Raw genomic sequence first — 23,218 nt, forward strand, 5'->3', positions numbered from 1 at the left:
CCTCGCCAGCTTCACCGAAGAGTGGCAATTCGCGCGCACCGGTGAAGCGGTGCGAAACCGGACCATCTCCTCGGTGAGGTGGGCGAATGCCTCCTAGCGGACCCCCGCGTTCGAGCCTTGCGAAGATGTGCCAGAGTTGCCACGTCCGCCCTGTCAGCACGTACCGTACGGCGCAACAGGCGGGACCAGGTGGGGCAGCGGGAAGGGGCAGCCGGGTTGACCACGCACGCACCGCAGGTGGGGCAGGCCGTCACGCTGCCCACGACGCTGGACGAGGCGGTGGCGGCGCTCGCCGCGATGCCCGCCGCGGTCCCGGTCGCGGGCGGCACCGACCTGATGGCCGCCGTCAACTCCGGGCAACTGCGGCCCGCCGCCCTGGTCGGCCTCGGCCGGATCAGCGAGATCCGCGGCTGGCAGTACCAGGACGGCCACGCGCTGCTCGGCGCCGGACTCACCCTCGCGCGCATGGGCCGCCCCGACTTCGCGGCCCTGATCCCGGCGCTCGCCGCCGCCGCGCGCGCCGCGGGACCGCCGCACATCCGCAACGCGGGCACCCTCGGCGGCAACATCGCCTCCGCCGCGCCCACCGGGGACGCGCTGCCGGTGCTCGCCGCGCTGGAGGCGACGCTGATCGTCGCCGGACCGGGCGGGGCGCGCCGGGAGGTCCCGGTCTCGCACCTGCTGGCGGGCGTGGAGATGCTGGGCGCCGGCGAACTCATCGGCTTCGTGCGGGTGCCGCTGCTGCACGCCCCGCAGGTCTTCCTGAAGGCGACCGGCCGCACCGGACCCGGCCGCGCGCTGGCCTCCGTGGCCCTCGTCCTCGACCCCGCCCGGCGCGGTGTGCGCTGCGCGGTCGGGGCCATCGCGCCGATGCCGCTGCGGCCGCTGGAGGCCGAGCAGTGGGTCGCGCGGCTCATCGACTGGGACAACGACCGCGCGCTCGTCCCCGAGGCGCTCAGCGCCTTCGGCGAGTACGTCGCCGCGGCCTGCATCCCCGACCCGGCGCCGGAGGCGGACGGCACGGTGCCGTCGCTGCCGCCCGCCGTACTGCACCTGCGGCGCACCGTCGCCGCGCTGGCCCGACGAGCACTGGGGAGGGCGCTGTCGTGACCGACGACCGGCACGGAGAGGGCGCGCCCGAGGGCGGCGGCCGCTGGAACCCGCTGCCCCAGGGCGACTACGACGACGGCGCCACCGCCTTCGTCAAGCTCCCCGAGGGCGGCATAGACGCCCTGCTGTCCGGCAACAGCCCGCTGGCCGCGCCGGGCCACGGCTATGTGCCGCCGAGCATCCCGGGGGCACCGGCCGAGGGCGGCTGGCCCGCGCCGGAGGGCGGTGCCGCCCGGTGGCCCGACCCGAACGGCGGCCAGGGCAGCGGCCAGTGGCCCGACCCGGACACCGGGCAGGGGGCGACGCAGGGCGGCGACCGCTTCACGTACGACCCCGCGGCCACCCAGCACTGGAACTTCGAGGGGCCCGCGCCCGCCGCGCCCGGCCACGACGTCACCGGGCAGTGGTCCATCCCGGTCGCCGATGGGGAACTTCCGGACGAATCGGGCGAGTTCACCACGTCGTCCCTGGTGGAGCAGTGGGGCGGCACTCCGCCCGCCACCCTCCCGGGCGGCGCGCCGGCCCCTTGGGCCACCAACGCGGGCCAGCCCTGGGGCGACCAGGGAGAGACCGCGCAGGGACCGGACACGTACGGCTCCGGCGAGGCGTACGGGCACGAGACGTACGGCGCCGAAACCGGAGCGGGCGTCGAGGGCGAGGCGTTCGGCCCCGAGGCCAGCGGCCACGCCGAGGCGTACGACCCCGGGAGCGGCGAATTCCGCGCCGGGCGCGCGCAGAGCACGGCGCAAGGGGTCGGCAGCGCCCGCGCGCGCCGCCAGGCCCGCGCCCAGGCCGCGTACGAGCAGTCGGGGTACGAGCAGGGCGGGTACGAGCACGCGGGTCCCGAGCAGGACGCCCAGGGCCCGGCGGGTCACGGACACGCCGTGCAGGAGCAGCCGGGCGCCGCTTACGGCCCTGCCGCCCCTGGGCAGAACGGTCCCGTCCCGGGCGCACACGAGCAGAACGGCCGCGCGCCGGAGCACAGCGTTTCGGCGCCGGGCGCGTACGGCCAGGACACGCTGGGGCACGACGCGTACGAGCAGGGCGGCGCCGGGGAGCCCGCGGTGGCGCCGGGAGCGTACGACACCGGCGGGCATGCGCAGGGCGCGGACGCGCGGGGCGGCTACGAGCAGGGCGGCGCCGAGCGGGTCGAGGCGGCGCCGGGAGCGTACGACCCGTCCGGGCACGCGCCGGGCGCGCACGAACTCGGTGGGCCTGCGCAGGGCGCTGACGCACAAGGTGTGTACGAGCAGGGCGGCGCCGAGCAGTCCGGGATGGCGCCGGGCGCGCACGACCCCGCCGGGCAGGCACAGGGCGCCGATGTACAGGGCGCGTACGGCCAGGGCGGCTACGAGCGGCCCGGGCAGGCGGACGGTGCGGCCGTACCGGGTCCGGACGGGGCCGGGGCGCAGGAGCACGCCGCGCACGGGCAGGACGGCCGGCACGGCGGGGACGGGCGCGTAGAGGGCCCGTTCGGCCGGCCCGGACACGGGCAGCCGGGGCGCCCGGACGCCGGGCGCGGTCAGGTGCCGCAGGCGGGTCACGCGCCGGGGCACGCGCCCAGTGCGCATCCTCAGGACGGCGCCGTACCGGGACCCGAGCAGGGCGCGCACGAGCAGCTGGGCCATGAGCGGTCGGTCCGTGAGCAGGGGGGCCACGAACAGGCCGGTCACCCCGGTTCGGCGCACCCGGAGCAGGGGCTGGAGCCCGGCCCGGAGCCGGACCCCGAGACGGGACACGCCCAGCCCGGCGGCCACCCCGCCGCCGCGCATCTCCCCGCGCCCTCCGGCGAGCCGTCGTACCCCTCCCCGGACGGGCACCCGGCGCACCCGAGGGGCGACGCCGCGGCCGAGCACCGTACGCCGCCCGCGGGCGTCCCCGTGGGCCCGGACGGCCACGGCCCGGCCACGCCCCCCGTCGACGGTCCCGCCGAGCACACGGGCCAGGACAGCGCGCCCGAGGCCGCCACGCGGCCGGAGACGGCGCCCGACCCGGCCGCCACGCCGGCGCACGGCACCCCGGCATCCACCGCAGACCCGGCCGTACCCGTCGCCCCCGTCGTACCCGAACAGCGGTCCGGCGCGGCCGTGCCCGGCGTTCCCGGGCAGCGGTCCGACACGCCCGTGCCCGCGCCCGCCGTACCCACGGAGCCCGCTCCGGCGCACGACGGCGACACGCCGACCCCCGCGCCGGAGGCGGTCGAACACGCCGGCACCGAGCCCGAGCAGGCCGAGGCATCCGAAGCCCCCGAGGCGACGGAAGAGCCGGAGCCCGCGCCCCTCCCGCTCCACGACGACCACCCCCTCGCCTCCTTCGTCCTGCGGGTGAACGGCGCCGACCGGCCCGTCACCGACGCCTGGATCGGGGAGTCGCTGCTCTACGTGCTGCGCGAGCGGCTCGGCCTCGCCGGGGCCAAGGACGGCTGCTCGCAGGGCGAGTGCGGGGCCTGCAACGTGCAGGTCGACGGGCGGCTCGTGGCCTCCTGCCTGGTGCCCGCGGTCACCGCGGCCGGCACCGAGGTGCGCACCGTGGAGGGGCTGGCCCAGGACGGGCACCCCTCGGACGTGCAGCGGGCGCTGGCCCGGTGCGGTGCCGTGCAGTGCGGATTCTGCGTGCCCGGCATGGCGATGACCGTGCACGACCTGCTGGAGGGCAACCCCGCGCCCACCGAACTGGAGACCCGGCAGGCCCTGTGCGGCAACCTGTGCCGCTGCTCCGGCTACCGGGGCGTCGTCCAGGCCGTCCAGGAGGTCGTCGCCGAACGCGAGAGCGCGCACGCCCCCGAGCCGGAGACGGCCGCGGACGCAGACGACGCGCGCGTACCGCACCAGGCGGGCCCCGGCTCCGGCGGCATGGGCCCGTCGGTGTTCGAGGCGCCGGGCGTCTTCGACACGCCGCCACCCACCCCGGACGGCTACGGGGACACGCCCGGCCCGTACGACCAGCACTACGGCCAGGACGGAGGCCAGGCGTGAGCGACGAAGCCGCCACCGCCACCGCGGAACCCGCCCCCGAGCCCGAGCAGGTACTGCACGGCCTCGGCGTCTCGCTGCCGCACGCGGACGCCCGCGCCAAGACCGAGGGCACCTTCCCGTACGCCGCCGACCTGTGGGCCGAGGGCCTGCTCTGGGCGGCCGTCCTGCGCTCCCCGCACGCACACGCCCGGATCGTGTCCATCGACACCTCCCACGCCCGCGAGATGCCCGGTGTGCGCGCCGTCATCACCCACGAGGACGTGCCCGGCGCCCCCCGCCACGGCCGGGGCACCCCCGACCGGCCGGTGTTCGCCGCCGAGGTCGTACGGCACCACGGCGAGGCCATCGCCGCCGTCGCCGCCGACCACCCGGACACCGCGCGGATGGCCGCCGCCGCGATCATCGTCGAGTACGAGATCCTCGACCCGGTGACCGACCCCGAGCAGGCGTTCGAGGCCGAACCCCTGCACCCCGACGGCAACTTGATCCGGCACATCCCGCTGCGCCACGGCGACGCGGACGCGGCCGGCGAGGTCGTGGTCGAGGGGCTGTACCGGATCGGCCGCCAGGACCCCGCCCCGATCGGCGCCGAGGCCGGACTCGCGGTACCGCGCCCCGACGGCGGGGTGGAGCTGTACCTGGCCTCCACCGACCCGCACCACGACCGCGACACCGCCGCGGCCTGCTTCGGGCTGTCCCCGGATCGGGTGAAGATCGTGGTCACCGGGGTGCCCGGCGCCACCGCCGACCGCGAGGACGGGAGCTTCCAACTCCCGCTCGGCCTGCTGGCGTTGCGCACCGGCCTCCCGGTGAAGCTCACCGCGAGCCGCGAGGAGTCCTTCCTCGGTCACGCCCACCGCCACCCCACCCTGCTGCGCTACCGCCATCACGCGGACGCCGAGGGCAACCTGGTGAAGGTGGAGGCGCAGATCCTCCTCGACGCGGGCGCGTACGCCGACACCTCCGCGGAGGCGCTGGCGGCCGCCGTCTCCTTCGCGTGCGGGCCGTACGTCGTGCCGAACGCCTTCATCGAGGGCTGGGCCGTCCGCACCAACAACCCGCCCTCCGGCCATGTGCGCGGCGAGGGCGCGATGCAGGTGTGCGCCGCGTACGAGGCCCAAATGGACAAGCTGGCCCGCAAGTTGGACGTGGACCCGGCCGAACTGCGGCTGCGCAACGCCCTCGCGACCGGCGATGTGCTGCCCATCGGCCAGACCGTGACCTGCCCCGCGCCGGTCGCCGAACTCCTCCAGGCCGTACGGGACTTCCCGCTCCCGGAGCTGCCCAAGGACACCCCCGAGGAGGACTGGCTGCTGCCCGGCGGACCCGAGGGCGCGGGGGAGCCGGGCGCGGTGCGCCGGGGCGTCGGCTACGGCCTCGGCATGGTGCACATGCTCGGCGGGGAGGGCGCCGACGAGGTGTCCACGGCGACGGTCAAGGTCCACGACGGCATCGCGACCGTGCTGTGCGCGGCCGTGGAGGCCGGTCAGGGATTCACCACGCTGGCCCGCCAGATCGTCCAGGAGACCCTGGGCATCGAGGAGGTCCGGGTCGCCCCGGTCGACACCGACCAGCCGCCGTCAGGACCGGGCAGCCGGGGCCGGCACACCTGGGTGTCGGGCGGCGCGGTGGAGCGGGCCGCGAAGATGGTCCGCACCCAGCTTCTCCAGCCGCTGGCCCACAAGTTCGGCATGTCGACGGAGCTGCTCCAGATCGACGACGGCAAGATCACCTCGTACGACGGGGTGCTCTCGACCACCGTCACCGAGGCGCTGGACGGCAAGGAGCTGTGGGCCACCGCGCAGTGCCGTCCGCATCCCACGGAGCCGCTGGACGCGGCCGGGCAGGGTGACGCGTTCGTGGGCCTGGCGTTCTGCGCGATCCGCGCGGTGGTGGACGTGGACATCGAGCTGGGCTCGGTGCGGGTGGTGGAGCTGGCCGTCGCCCAGGACGTGGGCCGGGTGCTCAACCCCGCCCAGCTGGCGGCCCGGATCGAGGCGGGCGTCACCCAGGGCGTGGGCATCGCGCTCACCGAGAACCTGCGCACCCCGCGCGGGCTGATCCGGCACCCCGATCTGACCGGGTACGCCCTGCCGACCGCCCTGGACGTGCCGGACATCCGGATCGTCAAGCTGGTGGAGGAGCGGGACGTGGTCGCGCCGTTCGGCGCCAAGTCGGTCAGCGCGGTGCCGGTGGTGACGTCGCCGGCGGCCATCGCCTCCGCCGTCCGCGCGGCCACCGGGCGCCCGGTCAACCGGCTCCCGATCCGCCCCCAGGCGGCCGTGGTCACCGACCGCTGACCGTCGCCGCGCAACGCCTCGGGGCCGCCCGACGTCCCTCTGTCGAGGGGGCGTTGTCAGTGGGGCGGCGTAGTGTGCTCAGCGGTGGGGGAGCCGGGGCACGGGCGCTCATGCCTTTGTCACGCACGGGCACGATCGCGGGGGAGCGATGGGTACGACGACGGATGCCGGGACAGCGGCGATCACGCTGACCGAGGCCGAGCTGGACCGCCATGTCACGCATGCCGCGACGCGCGGACTGCTCGCGGGCCCCGGGCTGCCCGCCGTCACCGATGTGCTGACCTTCTCGACCCTGCGCGCCCACGGTCTGCGCACCCTCGCGGACGCGGCGGACGGCCCCTTCCATCTGGCGGAGGAGCTGCGGGACCGCCTGGTGATAGGTGAGCTGCTCAATCCGGTCGGCATGGAGCGCGAGTCGATCCTCCTCGACGGCGACACGGGCGAGATCACGACGGCGTATCTGCGGGACCCCGCCGCATGGCGCCCCTTCGCCCCGTCCCTGGACACGCTGCTGCGGTTCGCCGCCCTCACCGAGGAACTGGCGGGCCTGCGCGGCCGGTTCGCCTCGCTGGCCGGGCAGTACGGCCCGCGGACGGTCGCCGAGGCGTCCCGCAGGCTGCTCGCCCTCTTCGAGGAGGGCACGGACGGCCGGGTGCCGCCGTACTGGAAGGCGGCGGCCCTGATCCGCCCGCTCGCGCTCGCCGCGGGCCCCGGTGCGAGGTCCGGACTCACCCTGGACATCCCCGCGCGCGTCCTCGACCAGGAGTTCGGGCACGGCAGGGTGGCCCGCTTCGAGGACGTCGACTTCCCGGTCACGCTCACCCATGAGCCGACCCGCCGCTTCCTGTGCGAGACCGGGCTGCCCGAGGAGGCGGTCCTCTTCTTCACCGACCCGGACGCCCCGCTGCCGACGCTGCGCGAGTACTTCACCCTGGAGCGCGCCGACTATCCCCTGGCCGAACTCCCGGCCCATTGCGACCACTTGATCCGCCTCGGCCACCTGGTCGAGGACCACAGCCTGGTCGTCGACGGCCGCACGGGCGCGGTACTGACCTTCTCCGCCCCCGAGGCCGCCCTCTACCCCCTCAACACCGACGTCTCCACCCTCGCGTTCACCCTCTGGCTCCTCCACCACGAACGCACCATCGACCAGCACCTCTCCCACGAACTGACGACGACCTCCTACGACCAACTGGCCGCCGCCATGCTCCACACCCTGACCACCCTCGACCCCACCGCCACCCTCCCGGGCACGACCTGGCACTTCTGGACGGACACCTTCCAGGACGAGACGGGCGGGGTGCTCTGAGAACACCCCGCCCGTCGAAAAAGGCCGTGGCGGGATTCGAACCCGCGTAACTCCCCGCGAGCGGAGCTCGCCGATGGATGCGGTGCAGGCGAGCCCCTGAACCGCTCCGGCGCGCTCGGCCAGCGCTTGGAGGCCGTGGCGGGATTCGAACCCACGTAACTCGCTTTGCAGGCGAGCCCCTGAACCACTCGGGCACACGGCCGTGTTGATGGGACGACCGTATGGCGGGGGCGAAGGGGTGCTCAAGGGATCCGGGCCGGATGCAATGTGACTGCCATACGGCGTTCATGGGAGGGCGGACTAGGTCCAAGGTCGCAGAGGGAGCTGCGACCTTTGACAGGAGTCATTCGGGGTTGTGGGCCTTACCCTGGCGGGCATGAGTGTGCTGGGGTCCCGGGTCGACGACGTCGTGGTGGAAGAAGGCTTCGAGCAGGGCGGCGGGGTGCTGGGCCGGGCCCATCGGGCGCTGAGTGTCGGCATCGTGTCCGTCGTGTTCCTGATCGCCTTCGAGGCGACCGCGGTCGGCACCGCCATGCCCGTCGCGGCCCGCGAACTGAACGGCGTGGCGAGTTACGCCTTCGCGTTCTCCGGCTTCTTCACCACCAGCCTCTTCGGCATGGTCCTGGCCGGTCAGTGGGCCGACCGCCGCGGCCCGCTCGCCGCGCTGACCACCGGCATCGGCTCCTTCGCCGCGGGCCTGGTGATAGCCGGCACCGCCCAGACCATGTGGGTGTTCATCCTCGGCCGCGCCGTACAGGGACTCGGCGGCGGCCTCGTCATCGTCGCGCTGTACGTGGTCGTCGGCCGCGCCTACCCCGAGCGGCTGCGCCCCGCGATCATGGCGGCGTTCGCGGCCGGCTGGGTCGTGCCGTCCATCGTCGGCCCCCTCGCCTCCGGCGCCGTCACCGAACAGCTCGGCTGGCGCTGGGTCTTCCTCGGCATCCCCGTCCTCGTCGTGTTCCCGCTGGCCCTCGCCCTGCCCCAGATACGCCGCCGGGCGTCGGGACCGGTCGACGCGGAGGCCGCCCCCGCCCCCCTCGACCGCCGGCGCATCCGGCTCGCCCTCGGTATCGCCCTCGGCGCCGGGCTCGTCCAGTACGCCGCCCAGGACCTGCGCCCCCTCTCCCTGGTCCCCGCCGCGGCCGGCGCCGCTCTGCTGGTCCCCGCCGTCCTCGGCCTGCTGCCGCGCGGCACCTACCGCGCCGCCCGCGGTCTGCCCTCCGTCGTCCTGCTGCGCGGGGTGTGCGCCGGATCGTTCGTCGCCGCCGAGTCCTTCGTGCCGCTGATGCTCGTCACCCAGCGCGGCCTGTCGCCGACGCTCGCCGGACTCTCCCTGGCCGCGGGCGGCGGCACCTGGGCGCTGGGCTCCTGGCTCCAGTCCCGGCCGCGCCTCGCGCCGTACCGGGAGCGGCTGATGACGGCCGGGATGGTGCTGGTAGTCGCCGCCCTGGCGACCGCGCCGAGCGTGCTGCTGCCCGCAGTACCGGCCTGGATCGTCGCCGTCGTCTGGGCCTTCGGCTGCCTCGGCATGGGCCTGGTGATCTCCTCCACCAGCGTCCTGCTGCTGCGCCTGTCCGCCCCCGAGGAGGCCGGTGCCAACTCCGCCGCCCTCCAGATCTCCGACGCCCTCTCCAACGCCCTCCTCCTCGCCGCCGCGGGCGCCGCCTTCGCGGCCCTCGGCGGCGGCACCGCCGCCCACCCCGCCGCGTTCGCCGTCGTCTTCTTCGCCATGGCGGTGGTGGCCCTGGCGGGTGTGTGGGTGGCGACCCGTTGCGGGAGCGGGGACCGGCCGGCCACCGCGAAGACGGCTCCGGCGGGCTCGTAATCCCGTGGTCCTGCCCCTGATCACGCGCTCAGGGTGGCCGTCATGCGCTCACTGACCGTGCACCTCGACCCCGCCACCCACCAGGCACTCTCCGACCTCGCCGACGCACAGGGGCGCACGCCAGAGCAGGTGGTGGTGGAGGCCGTACGCCGGTATCTGGCGACGGAGGAGACGGCCGTGCGCGAGACCGCCGAGCGGCTGGCGGGCGCCCACGCCGACTTGCTGAGGAGGCTCGGCGAATGAACACCCGGGCCACCCCCGCCACCCGTCACCTCACCATCGCCGACGTCACCGCCCTCGCCACCCTCGCCTTCGGCGGTCGGCCGCCCGAGGCGCGGGAGCCGGGGCTGCTCGCCTCGGCCGTGCACCGCCCCCGCGCCCGGATGTTCGGCACCGCCGCCTACGACGACCTGTACGAACAGGCCGCCGCCCTGCTGCGCGCCCTCGCCGCGAACCACCCCCTGGTCGACGGCAACAAGCGCACCGCCTGGCTCGCCACCGCCACCTTCCTCGCGCTCAACGGGGTCGACCTGGCCGGAGTCGACCAGGACGCGGCGTACGCGCTGGTCATCGATGTGGCGGCGGGGACACAGAGCGACGTCGGCGTGATCGCGGGGCGGCTGCGGGGGCTGTGACGTGGGTCCCACCCGGCGGTGACCCCGGGTCGTTCGGGGCGGGAGGGGAGGGTGACGCCGGTAGGGTGGCCCGGTTGTCATACGTAGCCGACTGAACCTGACCACGGAGACCGTGACTACCACCGCCGCTTCCTCGCATCACCTTTCCCCCGCCTTCCCCGGCCGCGCGCCGTGGGGCACGGCCAACAAGCTGCGTGCCTGGCAGCAGGGGGCGATGGAGAAGTACATCCAGGAGCAGCCGCGTGACTTCCTCGCCGTCGCCACACCCGGCGCCGGCAAGACCACCTTCGCGCTGACGCTGGCCTCATGGCTGCTGCACCACCACGTGGTGCAGCAGGTGACCGTGGTCGCGCCCACCGAGCACCTGAAGAAGCAGTGGGCCGAGGCGGCGGCGCGGGTCGGCATCAAGCTCGACCCGGAGTACAGCGCCGGGCCGCTCGGCCGGGAGTACGACGGCGTCGCCGTCACCTACGCGGGCGTCGGCGTGCGGCCCATGCTGCACCGCAACCGCGCCGAGCAGCGCAAGACCCTGGTGATCCTGGACGAGATCCACCACGCCGGCGACTCCAAGTCCTGGGGCGAGGCGTGCCTGGAGGCGTTCGAGCCCGCGACCCGGCGGCTCGCGCTGACCGGTACGCCGTTCCGCTCCGACACCAACCCCATCCCCTTCGTGACGTACGAGGAGGACAACGCCGGCATCCGCCGCTCGGCCGCCGACTACACCTACGGGTACGGCTCCGCGCTCTCCGACGGCGTCGTGCGCCCGGTCATCTTCCTCTCCTACAGCGGGCAGATGCGCTGGCGCACCAAGGCCGGTGACGAGATCGCCGCCCGGCTCGGCGAGCCGATGACCAAGGACGCGGTCAGCCAGGCCTGGCGCACCGCGCTGGACCCGCGTGGAGAGTGGATGCCCAGCGTGCTGCGCGCCGCCGACCAGCGGCTCACCGAGGTCAGGAAGGCCATCCCGGACGCCGGCGCCCTCGTCATCGCCTCCGACCAGGACTCCGCCCGCGCCTACGCCAAGCTGATCCGCGAGATCACCGGTACGAAGGCCACGGTCGTCCTGTCCGACGACACCGGCGCCTCCAAGCGCATCGACGACTTCAGCGCGAGCGAGGACCGCTGGATGGTCGCGGTCCGCATGGTGTCCGAGGGCGTCGACGTGCCCCGCCTCGCGGTCGGCGTGTACGCCACCACCATCTCCACCCCGCTGTTCTTCGCGCAGGCCGTCGGCCGTTTCGTGCGCTCCCGGCGGCGCGGCGAGACCGCCTCCGTCTTCCTGCCGACCGTGCCCGACCTGCTCACCTTCGCCAACGAGATGGAGAAGGAACGGGACCACGCCCTCGACAAGCCGAAGAAGGAGGGCGAGGAGGACCCGTACGCCGAATCCGAGAAGGAGATGGAGGAGGCGAACAAGGAGCAGGACGAGGACACCGGCGAGCAGGAGCAGTTCTCCTTCGAGGCGCTGGAGTCCGAGGCCGTCTTCGATCGGGTGCTCTTCGACGGCGCCGAGTTCGGCATGCAGGCCCACCCGGGCAGCGAGGAGGAGCAGGACTACCTCGGCATCCCCGGACTGCTGGAGCCCGACCAGGTGCAGATGCTGCTCCAGAAGCGGCAGGCCCGGCAGATCGCGCACAGCAAGAAGAAGCCGGACACCGAGGCCGATCTGCTCGAACTGCCCGCCGAGCGGCGCCCCGTGGTCTCCCACAAGGAGATGATGGAGCTGCGCAAGCGGCTCAACACGCTCGTGAGCGCCTACGTCCACCAGAGCGGCAAGCCGCACGGAGTGATCCACACCGAGCTGCGCCGGGTGTGCGGCGGACCGCCGAGTGCGGAGGCGACGGCGGGACAGCTGAAGCAGCGGATCACCAAGGTGCAGGAGTGGGCGACCCGGATGCGCTGACGCGCGGCTGACGGGGCTGGTTACGCTGCCGTACGTATCCGGACGTATACCGTCAGTTCGTCTTCGTCCTTGCCCGGATTCTGGACCAAGACTTCCGCTCAGCGAACCCGCTTCGCTACTGTCCCGCTACGCAACGCCCCGTGGCAGCGCCGCCGCGGAGCGCAGCCGTGAAAGCGACAGGGTCCGGAGCCGCCGGGCCGTCCTGCCGATCGGCGGCCTCTGGAGCGCGTCGCCGACGGGACTCGGTGACGCATTTCCCGCTCGGGGGTACGCCGACCTCACCGCCGAAGGAGTGGGCGTCGTGACCGCGGAGACCTCTCAGACGCTCGACCGGGGACTGCGCGTCCTCAAGCTGCTCGCCGACACCGACCACGGCCTCACCGTCACCGAGCTGTCCAACAAACTGGGCGTGAACCGGACCGTGGTGTACCGGCTGCTCGCCACGCTGGAGCAGCACGCTCTGGTACGACGTGATCTGGGCGGCCGGGCCCGCGTCGGGCTGGGGGTGCTGCGGCTCGGGCGCCAGGTGCACCCGCTGGTCCGGGAGGCCGCGCTGCCCGCGCTGCGGTCGCTGGCGGAGGAGATAGGCGCGACGGCGCATCTCACGCTGGTCGACGGCACGGAGGCGCTGGCGGTGGCGGTGGTCGAGCCGACCTGGACCGACTACCACGTGGCGTACCGCGCGGGCTTCAGGCATCCGCTGGACCGGGGTGCCGCGGGCCGCGCGATCCTGGCCGCCCGCCGGGCCCCCGCCGCGGAACCGGCCTGCACCCTGACCCAGGGCGAACTGGAGACCGGCGCGTGCGGAGCGGCCGCGCCGCTGGTGGGGGTGACCGGGGTGGAGGGCAGCGTGGGCGTCGTCATGCTCGCGGACTCCGTACCGGAACGCGTGGGCCCGAGGGTGGTGGAGGCGGCCCGGGAGGTGGCGGAGGCGTTGCGCTGAGCCGCGGGACGCGTTGAGGGCGCCGCAGCGGCCCCTTGAGGGGCGCGGGGAACCGCGCGCGAAGGCCCCACCGGGCGGCAGCCGAAAACGGTGCCGTGCGCCCCTGTCGGTCACCGCCAGGCCGCCGGACGGCACACGTCACGTAAATTGAACTCGTGCTCTCACGTCTCACGCGCCCCCAGGCCCTCACCCTGTGCGCGCTTCCCGTCGTCGCGCTCCTCGCCACCGCGGTGTTCGCGCCGCTGCCGTTCTCCGTGGCGCAGCCCGGGATGACGGCGAACGTGCTGGGTTCGAACCGGGGCGCGCAGGTGATCACGGTCAAGGGCGCCGACACCCGCCGGACGAGCGGGCAGCTGCGGATGGTCACCATCGAGGCGACCGGCCCCGACGCCCGCCTCACCCTCTCGGACCTGGCCGGCGACTGGTTCCGTACCGACCGGGCCGTGATGCCCCGCGACGCGGTGTACCCGAGCGGCAATACGCTCAAGGAGATCGAGCAGCACAACACGGCGCAGATGCGGCAGTCGCAGGACGCGGCGACCAGCGCGGCGCTGAAGTACCTCGATCTGAGCCCCGACAAGGTCAAGGTCACACTGAAGCTGGCGGACGTGGGCGGCCCGAGCGCGGGCCTGCTGTTCACGCTGGGGATCATCGACAAGCTGGACGGCGACGGCCACGGCGGCGATCTCACCGGCGGCCGCACCGTCGCCGGTACGGGCACGATCGACGAGGCCGGCAATGTGGGCGCGGTCGGCGGGGTGGGCCTCAAGACGCAGGCCGCCCGCCGGGACGGTGCCACCGTCTTCCTGGTCCCGAGGGCCGAGTGCGCCGACGCCCGCGGCGATCTTCCCAAGGGCCTGCGCCTGGTCCCGGTGACCACCCTGAAGAGCGCGGTCGACTCCCTGCGCGCCCTGGAGACCGGCAAGGGCCCGGTACCGGCCTGCTAACGCGCGAGCGCCACCGCCGGGCGGGACGTGGAGACGAGCCGCAGCCCCAGGTCGACGAGGGTCCAGCCGACGCGGGTCCGCAGTTCCGTCGCCGGCTTCACCGCGGCGGCGTGGTGGTGGGCGCTGGCCCGGGCGCGGAGGTCGGCGTGGTGAAGCCGGGCGAGCTGGGCGTTGATCTCCATGGCGGTGCCTCTCACTTCGGGTCGGGTCACTTCGTGTCGATGGGGAACAGGTGCGTGTGGACGCGGACCTGCTCCGCCTCGGGAGCGTCCGCGGCGATCTCGCGGTCGCGGTAGCCGTCGATCAACTCATGCATCTTCTCGATGAGTTCGAGCGCGAGGTCGGGCGTGAGCCGCAGCTTCATGTCGCTCATGTCGGTGGCCCGGGACCATGCGGGCGACCATGCGTCGCGGGTGCCGAGCCAGGCGGCCAGCTCGCGGGCGTGCCGGGCGGCGCCCTCCTGGAGGAAGACCTCCGTGAGACCCCGTACCTCGGGGCTCGCGTCCTCGAAGTCCGTGCTGTCGTACGCCAGTCCCTGGGCGACCGCCTGCCACCAGCGCTCCCGGCCCCTGCCCAGTTCCGGCGCGTCCTCGACGAAGCCGTGGTCGGCGAGCTGGCGCAGGTGGTAGCTGGTCGCGCCGCTGGACTCACCGAGCCGCTCGGCCAGTTGGGACGCGGTGGCGGGGCCGTGGTCCCGCAGGGCGTCCAGCAGCTGCATCCGCAGGGGATGGGCGAGCCCGCGCAGTGAGCGGGCGTCCAGCCGGCGCTGTTTCGGTGTCTCGTGCTCCGTCATGCGTACAAAGGTAGCTATGCAAAGCCTCCTTTGCAACGCTTCTTTTGCATCAACTTCTTTGCGTCAACTCCCGCACGTCAGTCGTCCGTTGGTCCCCTCACTCCTCCGCCGCCTGCTCCACCAGCGGAATCACCCGCAACGGCACCGGGTTCTCCATCACGATCGCCGTGGAGGCCCGCACGATGCCCTCGAAGCCGACGACCCGGTCGATCACCCGTTGCAGATCGGCGTTCGAACGGGCCACCAGACGGCACAGCATGTCCCCGCTGCCGGTCGTGGTCAGCAGCTCCAGCACCTCCGGCACCGTGGTCAAGTACGCCCGCACGTCGGCCCCCTGGCCCTGCCGGATCTGGAGCGTGGCGAACGCGGTCACCGGATAGCCGAGGGCCGCGGGGTCCACCTGGGGGCCGAAGCCGCGGATCACGCCGTTGGACTGGAGCCGGTCGAGCCGGGCCTGCGCGGTGCCCCGGGCGACCCCGAGCCGCCGGGACATCTCCAGCACGCCGATCCGCGGCTCCCGCGCCAGCAGCACAATGATCTGCCCGTCCAGATGATCGATCGCCACAGCCGCTCCCGGGGTGGTCATCGTGTACAGAAAGTCCGGCCACTGGGCCGTTTCACCTAACAAAATGCCCAGTGAATACGGAAACTATTGCGCACCTTGCAGAGTCCGGTCACCCTTCCGCTATGACGCAGACCACACAGCACACTCCCGACGCGACCGCCCGGCAGGCCGACCCCTTCCCGGTCAAGGGAATGGACGCGGTCGTCTTCGCCGTGGGCAACGCCAAGCAGGCGGCGCACTACTACTCCTCCGCCTTCGGCATGAAGCTGGTCGCCTACTCCGGACCGGAGAACGGCAGCCGTGAGACCGCCAGTTACGTCCTGGAGAACGGCTCGGCCCGGTTCGTCTTCACCTCGGTGATCAAGCAGTCCAGCGAGTGGGGCCGCTTCATCGAGCAGCATGTCGCCGAGCACGGTGACGGCGTCATCGACCTGGCCATCGAGGTCCCGGACGCCCGCGCCGCGTACGAGTACGCCGTCGCGCAGGGCGCCCGCTCCATCGACGAGCCGTACGAGGTCAAGGACGAGCACGGCACCGTCGTCCTCGCGGCCATCGCCACCTACGGCGAGACCCGGCACACCCTGGTCGAGCGCACCGGCTACGAGGGCCCCTACCTTCCCGGCTTCGTGGCCGCCCAGCCGATCGTGCCGCAGCCCGAGCACCGCACCTTCCAGGCGATCGACCACTGCGTCGGCAACGTCGAGCTCGGCAAGATGGACGAGTGGGTCGGGTTCTACAACAACGTCATGGGCTTCACGAACATGAAGGAGTTCGTGGGCGACGACATCGCGACCGAGTACAGCGCGCTGATGTCGAAGGTCGTCGCGGACGGCACCCTGAAGGTGAAGTTCCCGCTCAACGAGCCCGCGATCGCCAAGAAGAAGTCCCAGATCGACGAGTACCTGGAGTTCTACGGCGGCCCCGGCGTCCAGCACATCGCGCTGAACTCCAACGACATCGTGCAGACCGTCCGCGACATGCGCGCGGCCGGCGTCGAGTTCCTCAACACCCCGGACTCGTACTACGAGACCCTCGGCGAGTGGGCCGGCGAGACCCGGGTGCCGGTGGAGACCCTGCGCGAGCTGAAGATCCTCGTCGACCGCGACGAGGACGGCTACCTGCTCCAGATCTTCACCAAGCCGGTCCAGGACCGTCCGACGGTGTTCTTCGAGATCATCGAGCGGCACGGCTCGATGGGCTTCGGCAAGGGCAACTTCAAGGCCCTGTTCGAGGCGATCGAGCGCGAGCAGGAGAAGCGCGGCAACCTCTAGGCGGCAACCTCTGGACAGAGCGACCGCCACCCCCCGCGTGACGGGGACCGCCCGGTGCCGCACCCACCGGCCGGTCCCCGTCACGGCTCAGCCCGGCACCGCCACATCCGGCGGATTCCCGAGCGCCGCCAGGGCCGACTTCGCCTCGCGGGCCCACAGCGGGGAGAACGCCGGGCTGATCTGGAGCGCCTCCTGGAGGCTGCGCCGGGCGGGCCCGTCCAGTTCCAGGGCGGATTCGATCGCGCCCCGGTGATAGGCGTACAGCGCGCTGCGCACGCCTCCGCCCTTCGTGCCGTCCGTGGCCGTCGTGGCGTACTCCAGGGCCTCGTCGTCCTCGCCGACCCGGTGCAGCGCCCAGCCGAGGGCGTCGGCCACCTCGGTGCCGGGCTGGCGGTCGTACTCGCCGCGCAGCCGCTCCACGGCCTGCTGCGCGTCCCCGTGGTCGGCCTCGTACCGGCCGAGCACCAGCTCGTCGTCCACCCCGTTCGAGGTCTCCCGCTGCGCCAGCTCCCGCACCCGGTCGTAGCTCTCGCGGGCCTGCGCGGCCATGCCCAGCGACTCGTACAGCTCGCCCAGGTCGAGCGCGTCGCGCGGGTCCGGGCGGCGGGCCAGCGCGGTGCGGTACGCGGTCACCGCCTCCGTCGAACGGCCCAGCGCCGCCAGCACCCGGGCCCGCCCCGCCGGCGCGGCCGGCTGGTCGGCGTCCTGGCGCAGGGCCGCGTCATAGTGCCGCAGCGCGTCCTGGAGATCGCCGCGCTCGAAGGCCAGCTGGCCCAACTGGGTGAGATACGTGGCCTGTTCGGCGGGGGTGCGGGCGGCGGCGGCCGCGTCGGTCAGCTGGGCCACCGCGTCCTCGCGCCAGCCCCGGTTGCGGTAGACCGCGGCAGCCCGCGCCATCACCGCGGGGCGCTCGGCCGCGCCCGGCTTGAGCGCCATCAGCTTGTCGAAGGAGTCGCCGACCGCGTCGTAGTCGCCGAGCCCGGTATCGGCGTCGATGAGCTGGGAGTACGACGACCACCGCGCCGGCGCCAGCTCCTGGGCCTGCTCGGCGTAACGTTTCGCCTCGGTGAAGTCACGGCGTGCCAGGGACAGCGCGGTCAGGCCGTCCAGCGCCTGGAGGTTCTGTTCCTCGTCCACCATCCGGAGCGAGGTCTCCAGCGCCTTCTCGGCCCGCGGGAAGTCCGCGGCCCCGGCGGTGGCGCGCCCCCGTTCGACGTACGCCGTCCCCAGCACCGCCCACGCCTTCGCGTCCTGCGGCTGGGCCCGTACCCGCTGCTCCTGCTGTCCGATCAGTGCCGTCAGGGCCGGCAGCGTCGCCGGCATCCCGGAGGTCACCGCGGTCAGCGCCTGCGCCGCCTGCGCCGGGGCGCGCAGCTGCGCCCGGTGGGCCCGCGGCCCCGGGGCCGGCGGACTCACGGCCTGGGGGCCGATCCCCGGCCAGATGGCAAGGACCGCTCCCGCGACCACCCCGCTGGTCAGCGCGGTGATCAGTACTCGCCGCAGCAACCGCCGGGAACGGCGGGGCGCGGGCGGCCCGCTCGGCAGGGGCGTTCCCGGCTCGCTCACTCGGTTGTCCATGGCGCTCACTGTGCGTCAATATGACAAGAAGATCGCGCCGGGCGTGGCGAGAGGCTGACGGGGTTCACACCGATGGCCGTGAGTGCGAACCTGTGATCATGAGCCGCATCGAAGCACGTCGCGATGAAGCCATCGAAGCCATCGCAGCAACCGGCAGCCTCACCGACCGGCTCCTGGCCGGACTGCCCCCCGAGGCCGTGCTGACCGACCCCGACGTCACGGCCGCCTACGCCCACGACATGGCCAGCTTCTGCCCCGCCGGAGCCCCCGCCGTCGTGGTCCTGCCGCGCACCGTGGAGCAGGTGCAGCACGTCATGCGCACCGCCACCGCACTGCGCGTCCCCGTCGTCCCCCAGGGCGCCCGCAGCGGACTGTCCGGCGCGGCCAACGCCTCGGACGGCTGCATCGTGCTGTCCCTCACCAAGATGGACCGCATCCTGGAGATCAGCCCCGTCGACCGGGTCGCCGTGGTCGAACCGGGCGTGATCAACGCGGACCTCTCCCGCGCCGTCGAGGAGCACGGACTGTACTACCCGCCGGACCCCTCCAGCTGGGAGATGTGCACCATCGGCGGCAACATCGGCACCGGCTCCGGCGGCCTGTGCTGTGTGAAGTACGGCGTGACCGCCGAGTACGTCCTCGGCCTGGACGTCGTCCTCGCCGACGGCCGGCTGATGTCCACCGGACGGCGCACCGCCAAGGGTGTCGCCGGCTACGACCTCACCCGGCTGTTCGTCGGCTCGGAAGGCTCCCTCGGCATCGTGGTGCGCGCGGTCCTCGGCCTCAAGCCCAAGCCGCCCCAGCAGCTCGTGCTGGCCGCCGAGTTCCCCTCCGCCGCGAGCGCCTGCGACGCCGTCTGCCGGATCATGGCCGGCGGCCACCTCCCCTCCCTCCTCGAACTGATGGACCGTACGACCGTCAAGGCGGTCAACGACCTGGCCCACATGGGCCTGCCGGAGACCACCGAGGCACTGCTGCTCGCCGCCTTCGACACCCCGGACCCGGCCGCCGACCTCGCCGCCCTCGGCGCCCTGTGCGAGGCCGCCGGCGCCACCGAGGTCGTCCCGGCCGAGGACGCGGCCGAGTCCGAGCTGCTCCTCAAGGCCCGGCGGCTCTCGCTGACCGCGCTGGAGGCGGTCAAGGGCACGACGATGATCGACGATGTGTGCGTACCCCGCTCCAAGCTCGGCGCCATGCTGGAGGGCATCGACCGGATCGCCGCGAAGTACGGCCTGACGATCGGTGTCTGCGCCCACGCGGGCGACGGCAACACCCACCCCACCGTCTGCTTCGACGCGCAGGACGAGGACGAGTCCCGCCGGGCCCGCGAGTCCTTCGACGAGATCATGGCCCTCGGCCTGGAACTGGGCGGCACCATCACCGGCGAACACGGCGTCGGGGTGCTGAAGAAGGACTGGCTGGCCCGGGAGATCGGGCCGGTCGGGGTGGAGATGCAGCGATCGGTGAAGCAGGTCTTCGATCCGCTCGGCATCCTCAACCCGGGCAAGCTCTTCTGAGGCCGCCGGGCGCGTCGCTCCGGCCGGTTTCACCGGGCGAGCAGCTGGTCGAGGGCGTCGTCGATGCCGAGCTGCCCGCCCTCCGTGCCCGGCGGGACCACCCGCAGGGTGCGCTCCAGCCAGGCGGAGACCTGCGGGGTCGGCGCCTCCAGGAGCGCGTCCCCGTCGGGCGAGGTCAGCGCCATCAGGACGACGCTGCGCCCCGCCGACTTCGTCGGCCACACCCGCACGTCCCCGTGCCCGCACGGCCGGAACACCCCCTCCACCAGCAGATCGCGGGCGAACGTCCAGTGCACCGGGAACTCGGAGTTGATGTGGAAGACGACATGGACGGCGTAGGGGTCGTCGGAGCGGTAGACGAGCCGGGCCGGGACCGGGATGCTCCGCTCGGGCGACAGGATCAGATTGAGTTCGAGCTCCCGCTCCACCACGGTGTGCTGCATGACCTGGGTTTCCTTTCGTGCCGGGGACTGCGCGGGGCCACTCGGCGCGGGCCCGTACCAGGGGAGAGGGGGCAACGGCCCGGGCATTACGCGGGTCCGGAGAAATTTTTTTCGGCCCGGTCCGTGCGGCGCGCGCGGCGTTGCCCGGATGGAGTGGGTCCTGCGGGACTGGCGGTGGCGCGTGCCCGCGTCTGATAGATGTGGGAGGCCCCATCCCACCCACGAGCAGATACGGGACGACGGACATGAGCGCCCCAACCCCGGCCCCCGGTGACGACCGGCCCCGCGAGGGCTACTACCCGGACCCGTCCATCCCCGGCTACGTCCGGTACTGGAACGGCGCCGCCTGGGTGCCCGGCACCAGCCGCCCGGCCCCGAAGGACGGCGAATCGCTCGCCCCGCCCCCGGGTGTCACCCCGGCCGTGGAGGAGACGGGCCCGCACTTCTTCGACGAGGAACCCGGCGGCCCGGCCGCCTCGGGCCCGGCGGTCACCGGCAACTCCGCCCAGCAGCCGGGGGGTTCGGGAGCGCCCGGGCCCTGGCCCGCGGCGGACGGAGCCGGTGCCCCGGGCCGGGCGGGGGTGCCCGGTCAAGGGGGCCACACGGGTGATTCCGGCCAACCTTCGGAAGCGGCGGGACAGTTGGGCCGCTCAGGTGCCGCCGCCGGCCGGCAGGGAGGCCGTCCGGGGCCGTCCGGGCAGCCCGGCGCGGGCGTGCCCGGCCAACATGCGGGCCAGGCAGGCGTGTCGGGGCCCGCGGGGGAGTGGGGCGGCAGGGCGGGGCAGGGCGGCCCCTGGGACCAGAGTGCCGCCGCCGGGCAGACCGGGCCCGCCGATCCGCGGCAGGCATCCGTGCCCGCGCAGGCCGGTGCCCCCTGGGGTGCCGACCCCCGGGTGCCCGCCGAGGGGACCGCACCGCCCGACGGGCGGGCCGAGCGCGCCGACGGCACCGCCACGATCCCGCCGGCCGATCGCGACGCCCCCGACCCCGGCACCTTCGTCTTCCGGCGCCCGGTCACCGGTCGTACGGACGACGGCACGATGACGATGCGTCCGGTACCGCCGAAGCAGGCCGATGTACCCGGCCGCCACACCCAGGGCCCGGTCGCCGCGCCGAACCCCGCGACACCCCTGACCCCCGCGACGCCCCCGGCGCCCGGCACGCCCGCGGCCCCCGCCCCGGGGCCCGGCTTCGGCGCCGTGCAGCCGCCCCAGAACCGGGGGCCCGCGCCCGCCGCCCCGCAGGTTCCGCCCCAGGGCGGGCCCGGACAAGGGTCCTGGGCGCAGCAGGTGCACCAACTGGCCGGGAGCGCGGCAGAGGAGCAGCCCGTCGCGCCGTGGAAGCCGCCGGTGGAGGACGTCTTCCAGGCGGCGGCGCGCAGACAGGCCGCCGCCCGCCCCGCCGGACTCGGCAGGCGGCTCGCGGCCCGGCTGATCGACACCGTGGTCGTGGGCGCCGTGACCGCCGTCGTGGCCGTCCCGCTCGGCACCCGGGCCCTCGACCACATCCAGCAGAAGGTGGACGCGGCCCGGCAGTCCGGGCACGAGGTCACCGTCTGGCTGCTCGACGGCGCCACCGGCACCAGCCTCGGCATCGTCATCGCCGTACTGCTCGTCCTCGGTGTCCTCTACGAAGTGCTGCCCACCGTCAAATGGGGCCGCACCCTCGGCAAGAAGCTGTGCGGCCTCGACGTCCGCGACATCGAGGGCCATGAGCCTCCGGCCTTCGCCCCGGCGCTGCGCCGCTGGCTGGTGTACAGCGTTCCGGGGCTGCTCGGCATCGGGATCGTGGGCGTGCTGTGGTGCCTGTTCGACCGGCCCTGGCACCAGTGCTGGCACGACAAGGCGGCGCACACCTTCGTCGCGGGCTGACCTAGGGCCTCTCGTTTGGATCAGCCCGGACTCGCGGGCCCTGATCCGGCCTGATCCAAACGAAAGACCCTAGGCCGTCGGCGGATCGGCCGTACCCCGTACCCCGTACGGCCGTCCGTCGGATGCGGAGCCGGGGCGTTCGCGATCCACTCGGGCCATGAGCAGCGCACCGCCCCCCGGCTCCGGAGAGCAGCCACCCGAGGACGACCCGTTCAGGAAGCCGCCCCCGCCGAACCAGGGGCAGGGCTCACCGTACGACTCCCCGCCCCCGGACGACGGCCGGCAACCGCCTCCCTACGACGGTCAGCAGCCCCCGCCCTACGGGGGTCAGCAGCCACCTCCTTACGGGGGGCAGCAACCCCCGCCCCCGGGCGGCCCTTACGGGAGCGGCCCCTACGGCGGCGGTCAGCCCCCGCCCGGTGGCGGCCCCTACGGGGGCGGCCCGCACGGCGCCGGGGGCTACCCCGCCGACCCGCTGGCCGGCATGCCCCCGCTCGCCGACAGCGCCAAGCGGACCCTCGCCCGGATCATCGACATGATCCTGGTCGGCATCGTCGTCTACCTGCTCACCTGGGCGTTCAACGTGCGCGAGTACGACGTGAACGGCGACCGGATCGACGCCGCCCGCTCCCTTGGGCAGTCCGTCATCGCCGCCGTGCTCTACATCGCCTACGACACCTTCCTCATCCACAAGACCGGCCAGACCCTCGGCAAGAAGTGGCTGCACATGCGGGTGGCCAACCTGTCCGACGGCGCCACCCCCAGCGCGCAGACCTCACTGACGCGCGCGCTGGTGCTGTGGCTGCCGTTCGCCTTCTGCTGCGCCTGCATCTGGACCGTGATCTGCGGCGGCTGGAGCTTCTTCGACAAGCCCTACAAACAGGGTCTGCACGACAAGGCCGCCAAGACGGTCGTGGTCAGCACCGAGACCGAACCGCGACGCTGAGCGGTCGGCCTCACAGGGCCGTCGGGACGCGCTCCCCCTCCGGGGCCGTTCCGGCGGCCTCCTGCTGTGCGCCGCGGGCCCCCGGCACTGGCACCGTCATCGCGACCAGCAGTCCGAGCGCGAGCGCCGCGAGGGCGATGACGGCGATCCCGACGCCCGAACTCGTCTGGGACAGCAGCAGCATGGCGAGGGTGGAGAAGATCACGGTGCTCGCGCCGTAGGCGAGCTGGGCGACGGTCGGACGAGGCATGGCAATCGTGTCCTCGGAGGTCTTCGGGTGTCGGGGT

Annotated in this window: 20 protein-coding genes and 1 tRNA gene; 14 read left to right on the plus strand and 7 right to left on the minus strand. The window is 73.7% G+C overall.

Going from position 1 to position 23,218, the window contains the following annotated elements:
- Nucleotides 1-216: 216 nt before the first annotated feature.
- The 4 genes from HEP81_RS24245 to HEP81_RS24260 all read left to right on the plus strand — a co-directional run bounded on the left by HEP81_RS24245 (nucleotide 217) and on the right by HEP81_RS24260 (nucleotide 7,694).
- A complete protein-coding gene (locus HEP81_RS24245; RefSeq protein ID WP_037651415.1) occupies nucleotides 217-1,110 on the plus strand; it encodes an FAD binding domain-containing protein in 894 nt (297 codons plus the stop codon).
- The gene (locus HEP81_RS24250) at nucleotides 1,107-4,085 is read left to right on the plus strand and encodes a 2Fe-2S iron-sulfur cluster-binding protein (protein WP_037651417.1); all 2,979 of its coding nucleotides are present in this window, start codon (nucleotides 1,107-1,109) and stop codon (nucleotides 4,083-4,085) included. Before HEP81_RS24245 ends, HEP81_RS24250 begins: the two co-directional genes overlap by 4 nt.
- The gene (locus HEP81_RS24255) at nucleotides 4,082-6,385 is read left to right on the plus strand and encodes a xanthine dehydrogenase family protein molybdopterin-binding subunit (RefSeq protein ID WP_037651419.1); all 2,304 of its coding nucleotides are present in this window, start codon (nucleotides 4,082-4,084) and stop codon (nucleotides 6,383-6,385) included. Before HEP81_RS24250 ends, HEP81_RS24255 begins: the two co-directional genes overlap by 4 nt.
- Nucleotides 6,386-6,533: 148 nt before the next feature.
- Nucleotides 6,534-7,694, plus strand: coding sequence for an SUKH-4 family immunity protein (locus HEP81_RS24260; protein WP_037651421.1), 1,161 nt, complete (start codon nucleotides 6,534-6,536; stop codon nucleotides 7,692-7,694).
- A 127-nt stretch (nucleotides 7,695-7,821) separates the two neighbouring features.
- Here the strand turns inward: HEP81_RS24260 and HEP81_RS24265 are convergent.
- Nucleotides 7,822-7,896 (minus strand) — tRNA-Cys (locus HEP81_RS24265).
- 174 nt (nucleotides 7,897-8,070) lie between these two features.
- On the opposite strand from HEP81_RS24265, the gene HEP81_RS24270 reads away from it, so the two are divergent.
- From HEP81_RS24270 to HEP81_RS24295, 6 genes are all read left to right on the plus strand, one after another.
- On the plus strand, nucleotides 8,071-9,519 hold the full coding sequence (locus HEP81_RS24270) for an MFS transporter (protein ID WP_037651423.1): 1,449 nt from the start codon (nucleotides 8,071-8,073) through the stop codon (nucleotides 9,517-9,519).
- A gap of 42 nt (nucleotides 9,520-9,561) precedes the next feature.
- A complete protein-coding gene (locus tag HEP81_RS24275; protein WP_037651424.1) occupies nucleotides 9,562-9,762 on the plus strand; it encodes a CopG family ribbon-helix-helix protein in 201 nt (66 codons plus the stop codon).
- Nucleotides 9,759-10,154, plus strand: a complete 396-nt coding sequence (locus HEP81_RS24280; RefSeq protein WP_037651426.1) for a type II toxin-antitoxin system death-on-curing family toxin — start codon at nucleotides 9,759-9,761, stop codon at nucleotides 10,152-10,154. Before HEP81_RS24275 ends, HEP81_RS24280 begins: the two co-directional genes overlap by 4 nt.
- A 112-nt stretch (nucleotides 10,155-10,266) precedes the next feature.
- Nucleotides 10,267-12,057, plus strand: a complete 1,791-nt coding sequence (locus tag HEP81_RS24285; RefSeq protein ID WP_037651428.1) for a DEAD/DEAH box helicase — start codon at nucleotides 10,267-10,269, stop codon at nucleotides 12,055-12,057.
- Nucleotides 12,058-12,358: 301 nt separating this feature from the next.
- Entirely contained in the window at nucleotides 12,359-13,000 is a 642-nt protein-coding gene (locus tag HEP81_RS24290) for an IclR family transcriptional regulator (RefSeq protein ID WP_037651430.1), read from the plus strand.
- Between the two features lie 155 nt (nucleotides 13,001-13,155).
- Nucleotides 13,156-13,947, plus strand: coding sequence for a S16 family serine protease (locus HEP81_RS24295; protein WP_037651432.1), 792 nt, complete (start codon nucleotides 13,156-13,158; stop codon nucleotides 13,945-13,947).
- Here HEP81_RS24295 and HEP81_RS24300 read toward each other — a convergent pair.
- The 3 genes from HEP81_RS24300 to HEP81_RS24310 form a co-directional block, all read right to left on the minus strand.
- Nucleotides 13,944-14,159 carry a hypothetical protein gene (locus HEP81_RS24300; protein WP_421673937.1) on the minus strand — a complete coding sequence of 72 codons (216 nt, stop codon included), beginning with the start codon at nucleotides 14,157-14,159 and terminating at the stop codon, nucleotides 13,944-13,946. The genes HEP81_RS24295 and HEP81_RS24300 overlap by 4 nt on opposite strands.
- Complete coding sequence (locus HEP81_RS24305; protein ID WP_037651435.1) at nucleotides 14,156-14,740, minus strand: ArsR/SmtB family transcription factor; 585 nt, start codon at nucleotides 14,738-14,740, stop codon at nucleotides 14,156-14,158. Before HEP81_RS24305 ends, HEP81_RS24300 begins: the two co-directional genes overlap by 4 nt.
- Before the next feature lie 97 nt (nucleotides 14,741-14,837).
- Nucleotides 14,838-15,305, minus strand: coding sequence for an Lrp/AsnC family transcriptional regulator (locus tag HEP81_RS24310; RefSeq protein ID WP_037651437.1), 468 nt, complete (start codon nucleotides 15,303-15,305; stop codon nucleotides 14,838-14,840).
- Between the two features lie 122 nt (nucleotides 15,306-15,427).
- Here HEP81_RS24310 and hppD point away from each other — a divergent pair, with 122 nt between their 5' ends.
- Entirely contained in the window at nucleotides 15,428-16,576 is a 1,149-nt protein-coding gene (gene hppD, locus HEP81_RS24315; protein ID WP_037651439.1) for a 4-hydroxyphenylpyruvate dioxygenase, read from the plus strand.
- Nucleotides 16,577-16,663: 87 nt separating this feature from the next.
- Here the strand turns inward: hppD and HEP81_RS24320 are convergent, their stop codons facing one another.
- Nucleotides 16,664-18,154 carry a tetratricopeptide repeat protein gene (locus HEP81_RS24320; RefSeq protein ID WP_037651442.1) on the minus strand — a complete coding sequence of 497 codons (1,491 nt, stop codon included), beginning with the start codon at nucleotides 18,152-18,154 and terminating at the stop codon, nucleotides 16,664-16,666.
- A 92-nt stretch (nucleotides 18,155-18,246) separates the two neighbouring features.
- Between HEP81_RS24320 and HEP81_RS24325 the strand changes: the two genes are divergently transcribed.
- Complete coding sequence (locus HEP81_RS24325; protein ID WP_037651444.1) at nucleotides 18,247-19,671, plus strand: FAD-binding oxidoreductase; 1,425 nt, start codon at nucleotides 18,247-18,249, stop codon at nucleotides 19,669-19,671.
- Between the two features lie 29 nt (nucleotides 19,672-19,700).
- Here HEP81_RS24325 and HEP81_RS24330 read toward each other — a convergent pair whose 3' ends face one another.
- Entirely contained in the window at nucleotides 19,701-20,114 is a 414-nt protein-coding gene (locus HEP81_RS24330; RefSeq protein ID WP_037651445.1) for an SsgA family sporulation/cell division regulator, read from the minus strand.
- A gap of 245 nt (nucleotides 20,115-20,359) precedes the next feature.
- Between HEP81_RS24330 and HEP81_RS24335 the strand changes: the two genes are divergently transcribed.
- A complete protein-coding gene (locus HEP81_RS24335; RefSeq protein ID WP_037651446.1) occupies nucleotides 20,360-21,985 on the plus strand; it encodes an RDD family protein in 1,626 nt (541 codons plus the stop codon).
- 157 nt (nucleotides 21,986-22,142) lie between these two features.
- On the plus strand, nucleotides 22,143-22,931 hold the full coding sequence (locus HEP81_RS24340; protein ID WP_078967134.1) for an RDD family protein: 789 nt from the start codon (nucleotides 22,143-22,145) through the stop codon (nucleotides 22,929-22,931).
- Between the two features lie 10 nt (nucleotides 22,932-22,941).
- Here the strand turns inward: HEP81_RS24340 and HEP81_RS24345 are convergent, their stop codons facing one another.
- On the minus strand, nucleotides 22,942-23,181 hold the full coding sequence (locus tag HEP81_RS24345; protein WP_037651448.1) for a hypothetical protein: 240 nt from the start codon (nucleotides 23,179-23,181) through the stop codon (nucleotides 22,942-22,944).
- Nucleotides 23,182-23,218: the final 37 nt, after the last annotated feature.

The organism is Streptomyces griseofuscus (genome assembly GCF_014673495.1).
Lineage (GTDB): Bacteria > Actinomycetota > Actinomycetes > Streptomycetales > Streptomycetaceae > Streptomyces > Streptomyces murinus.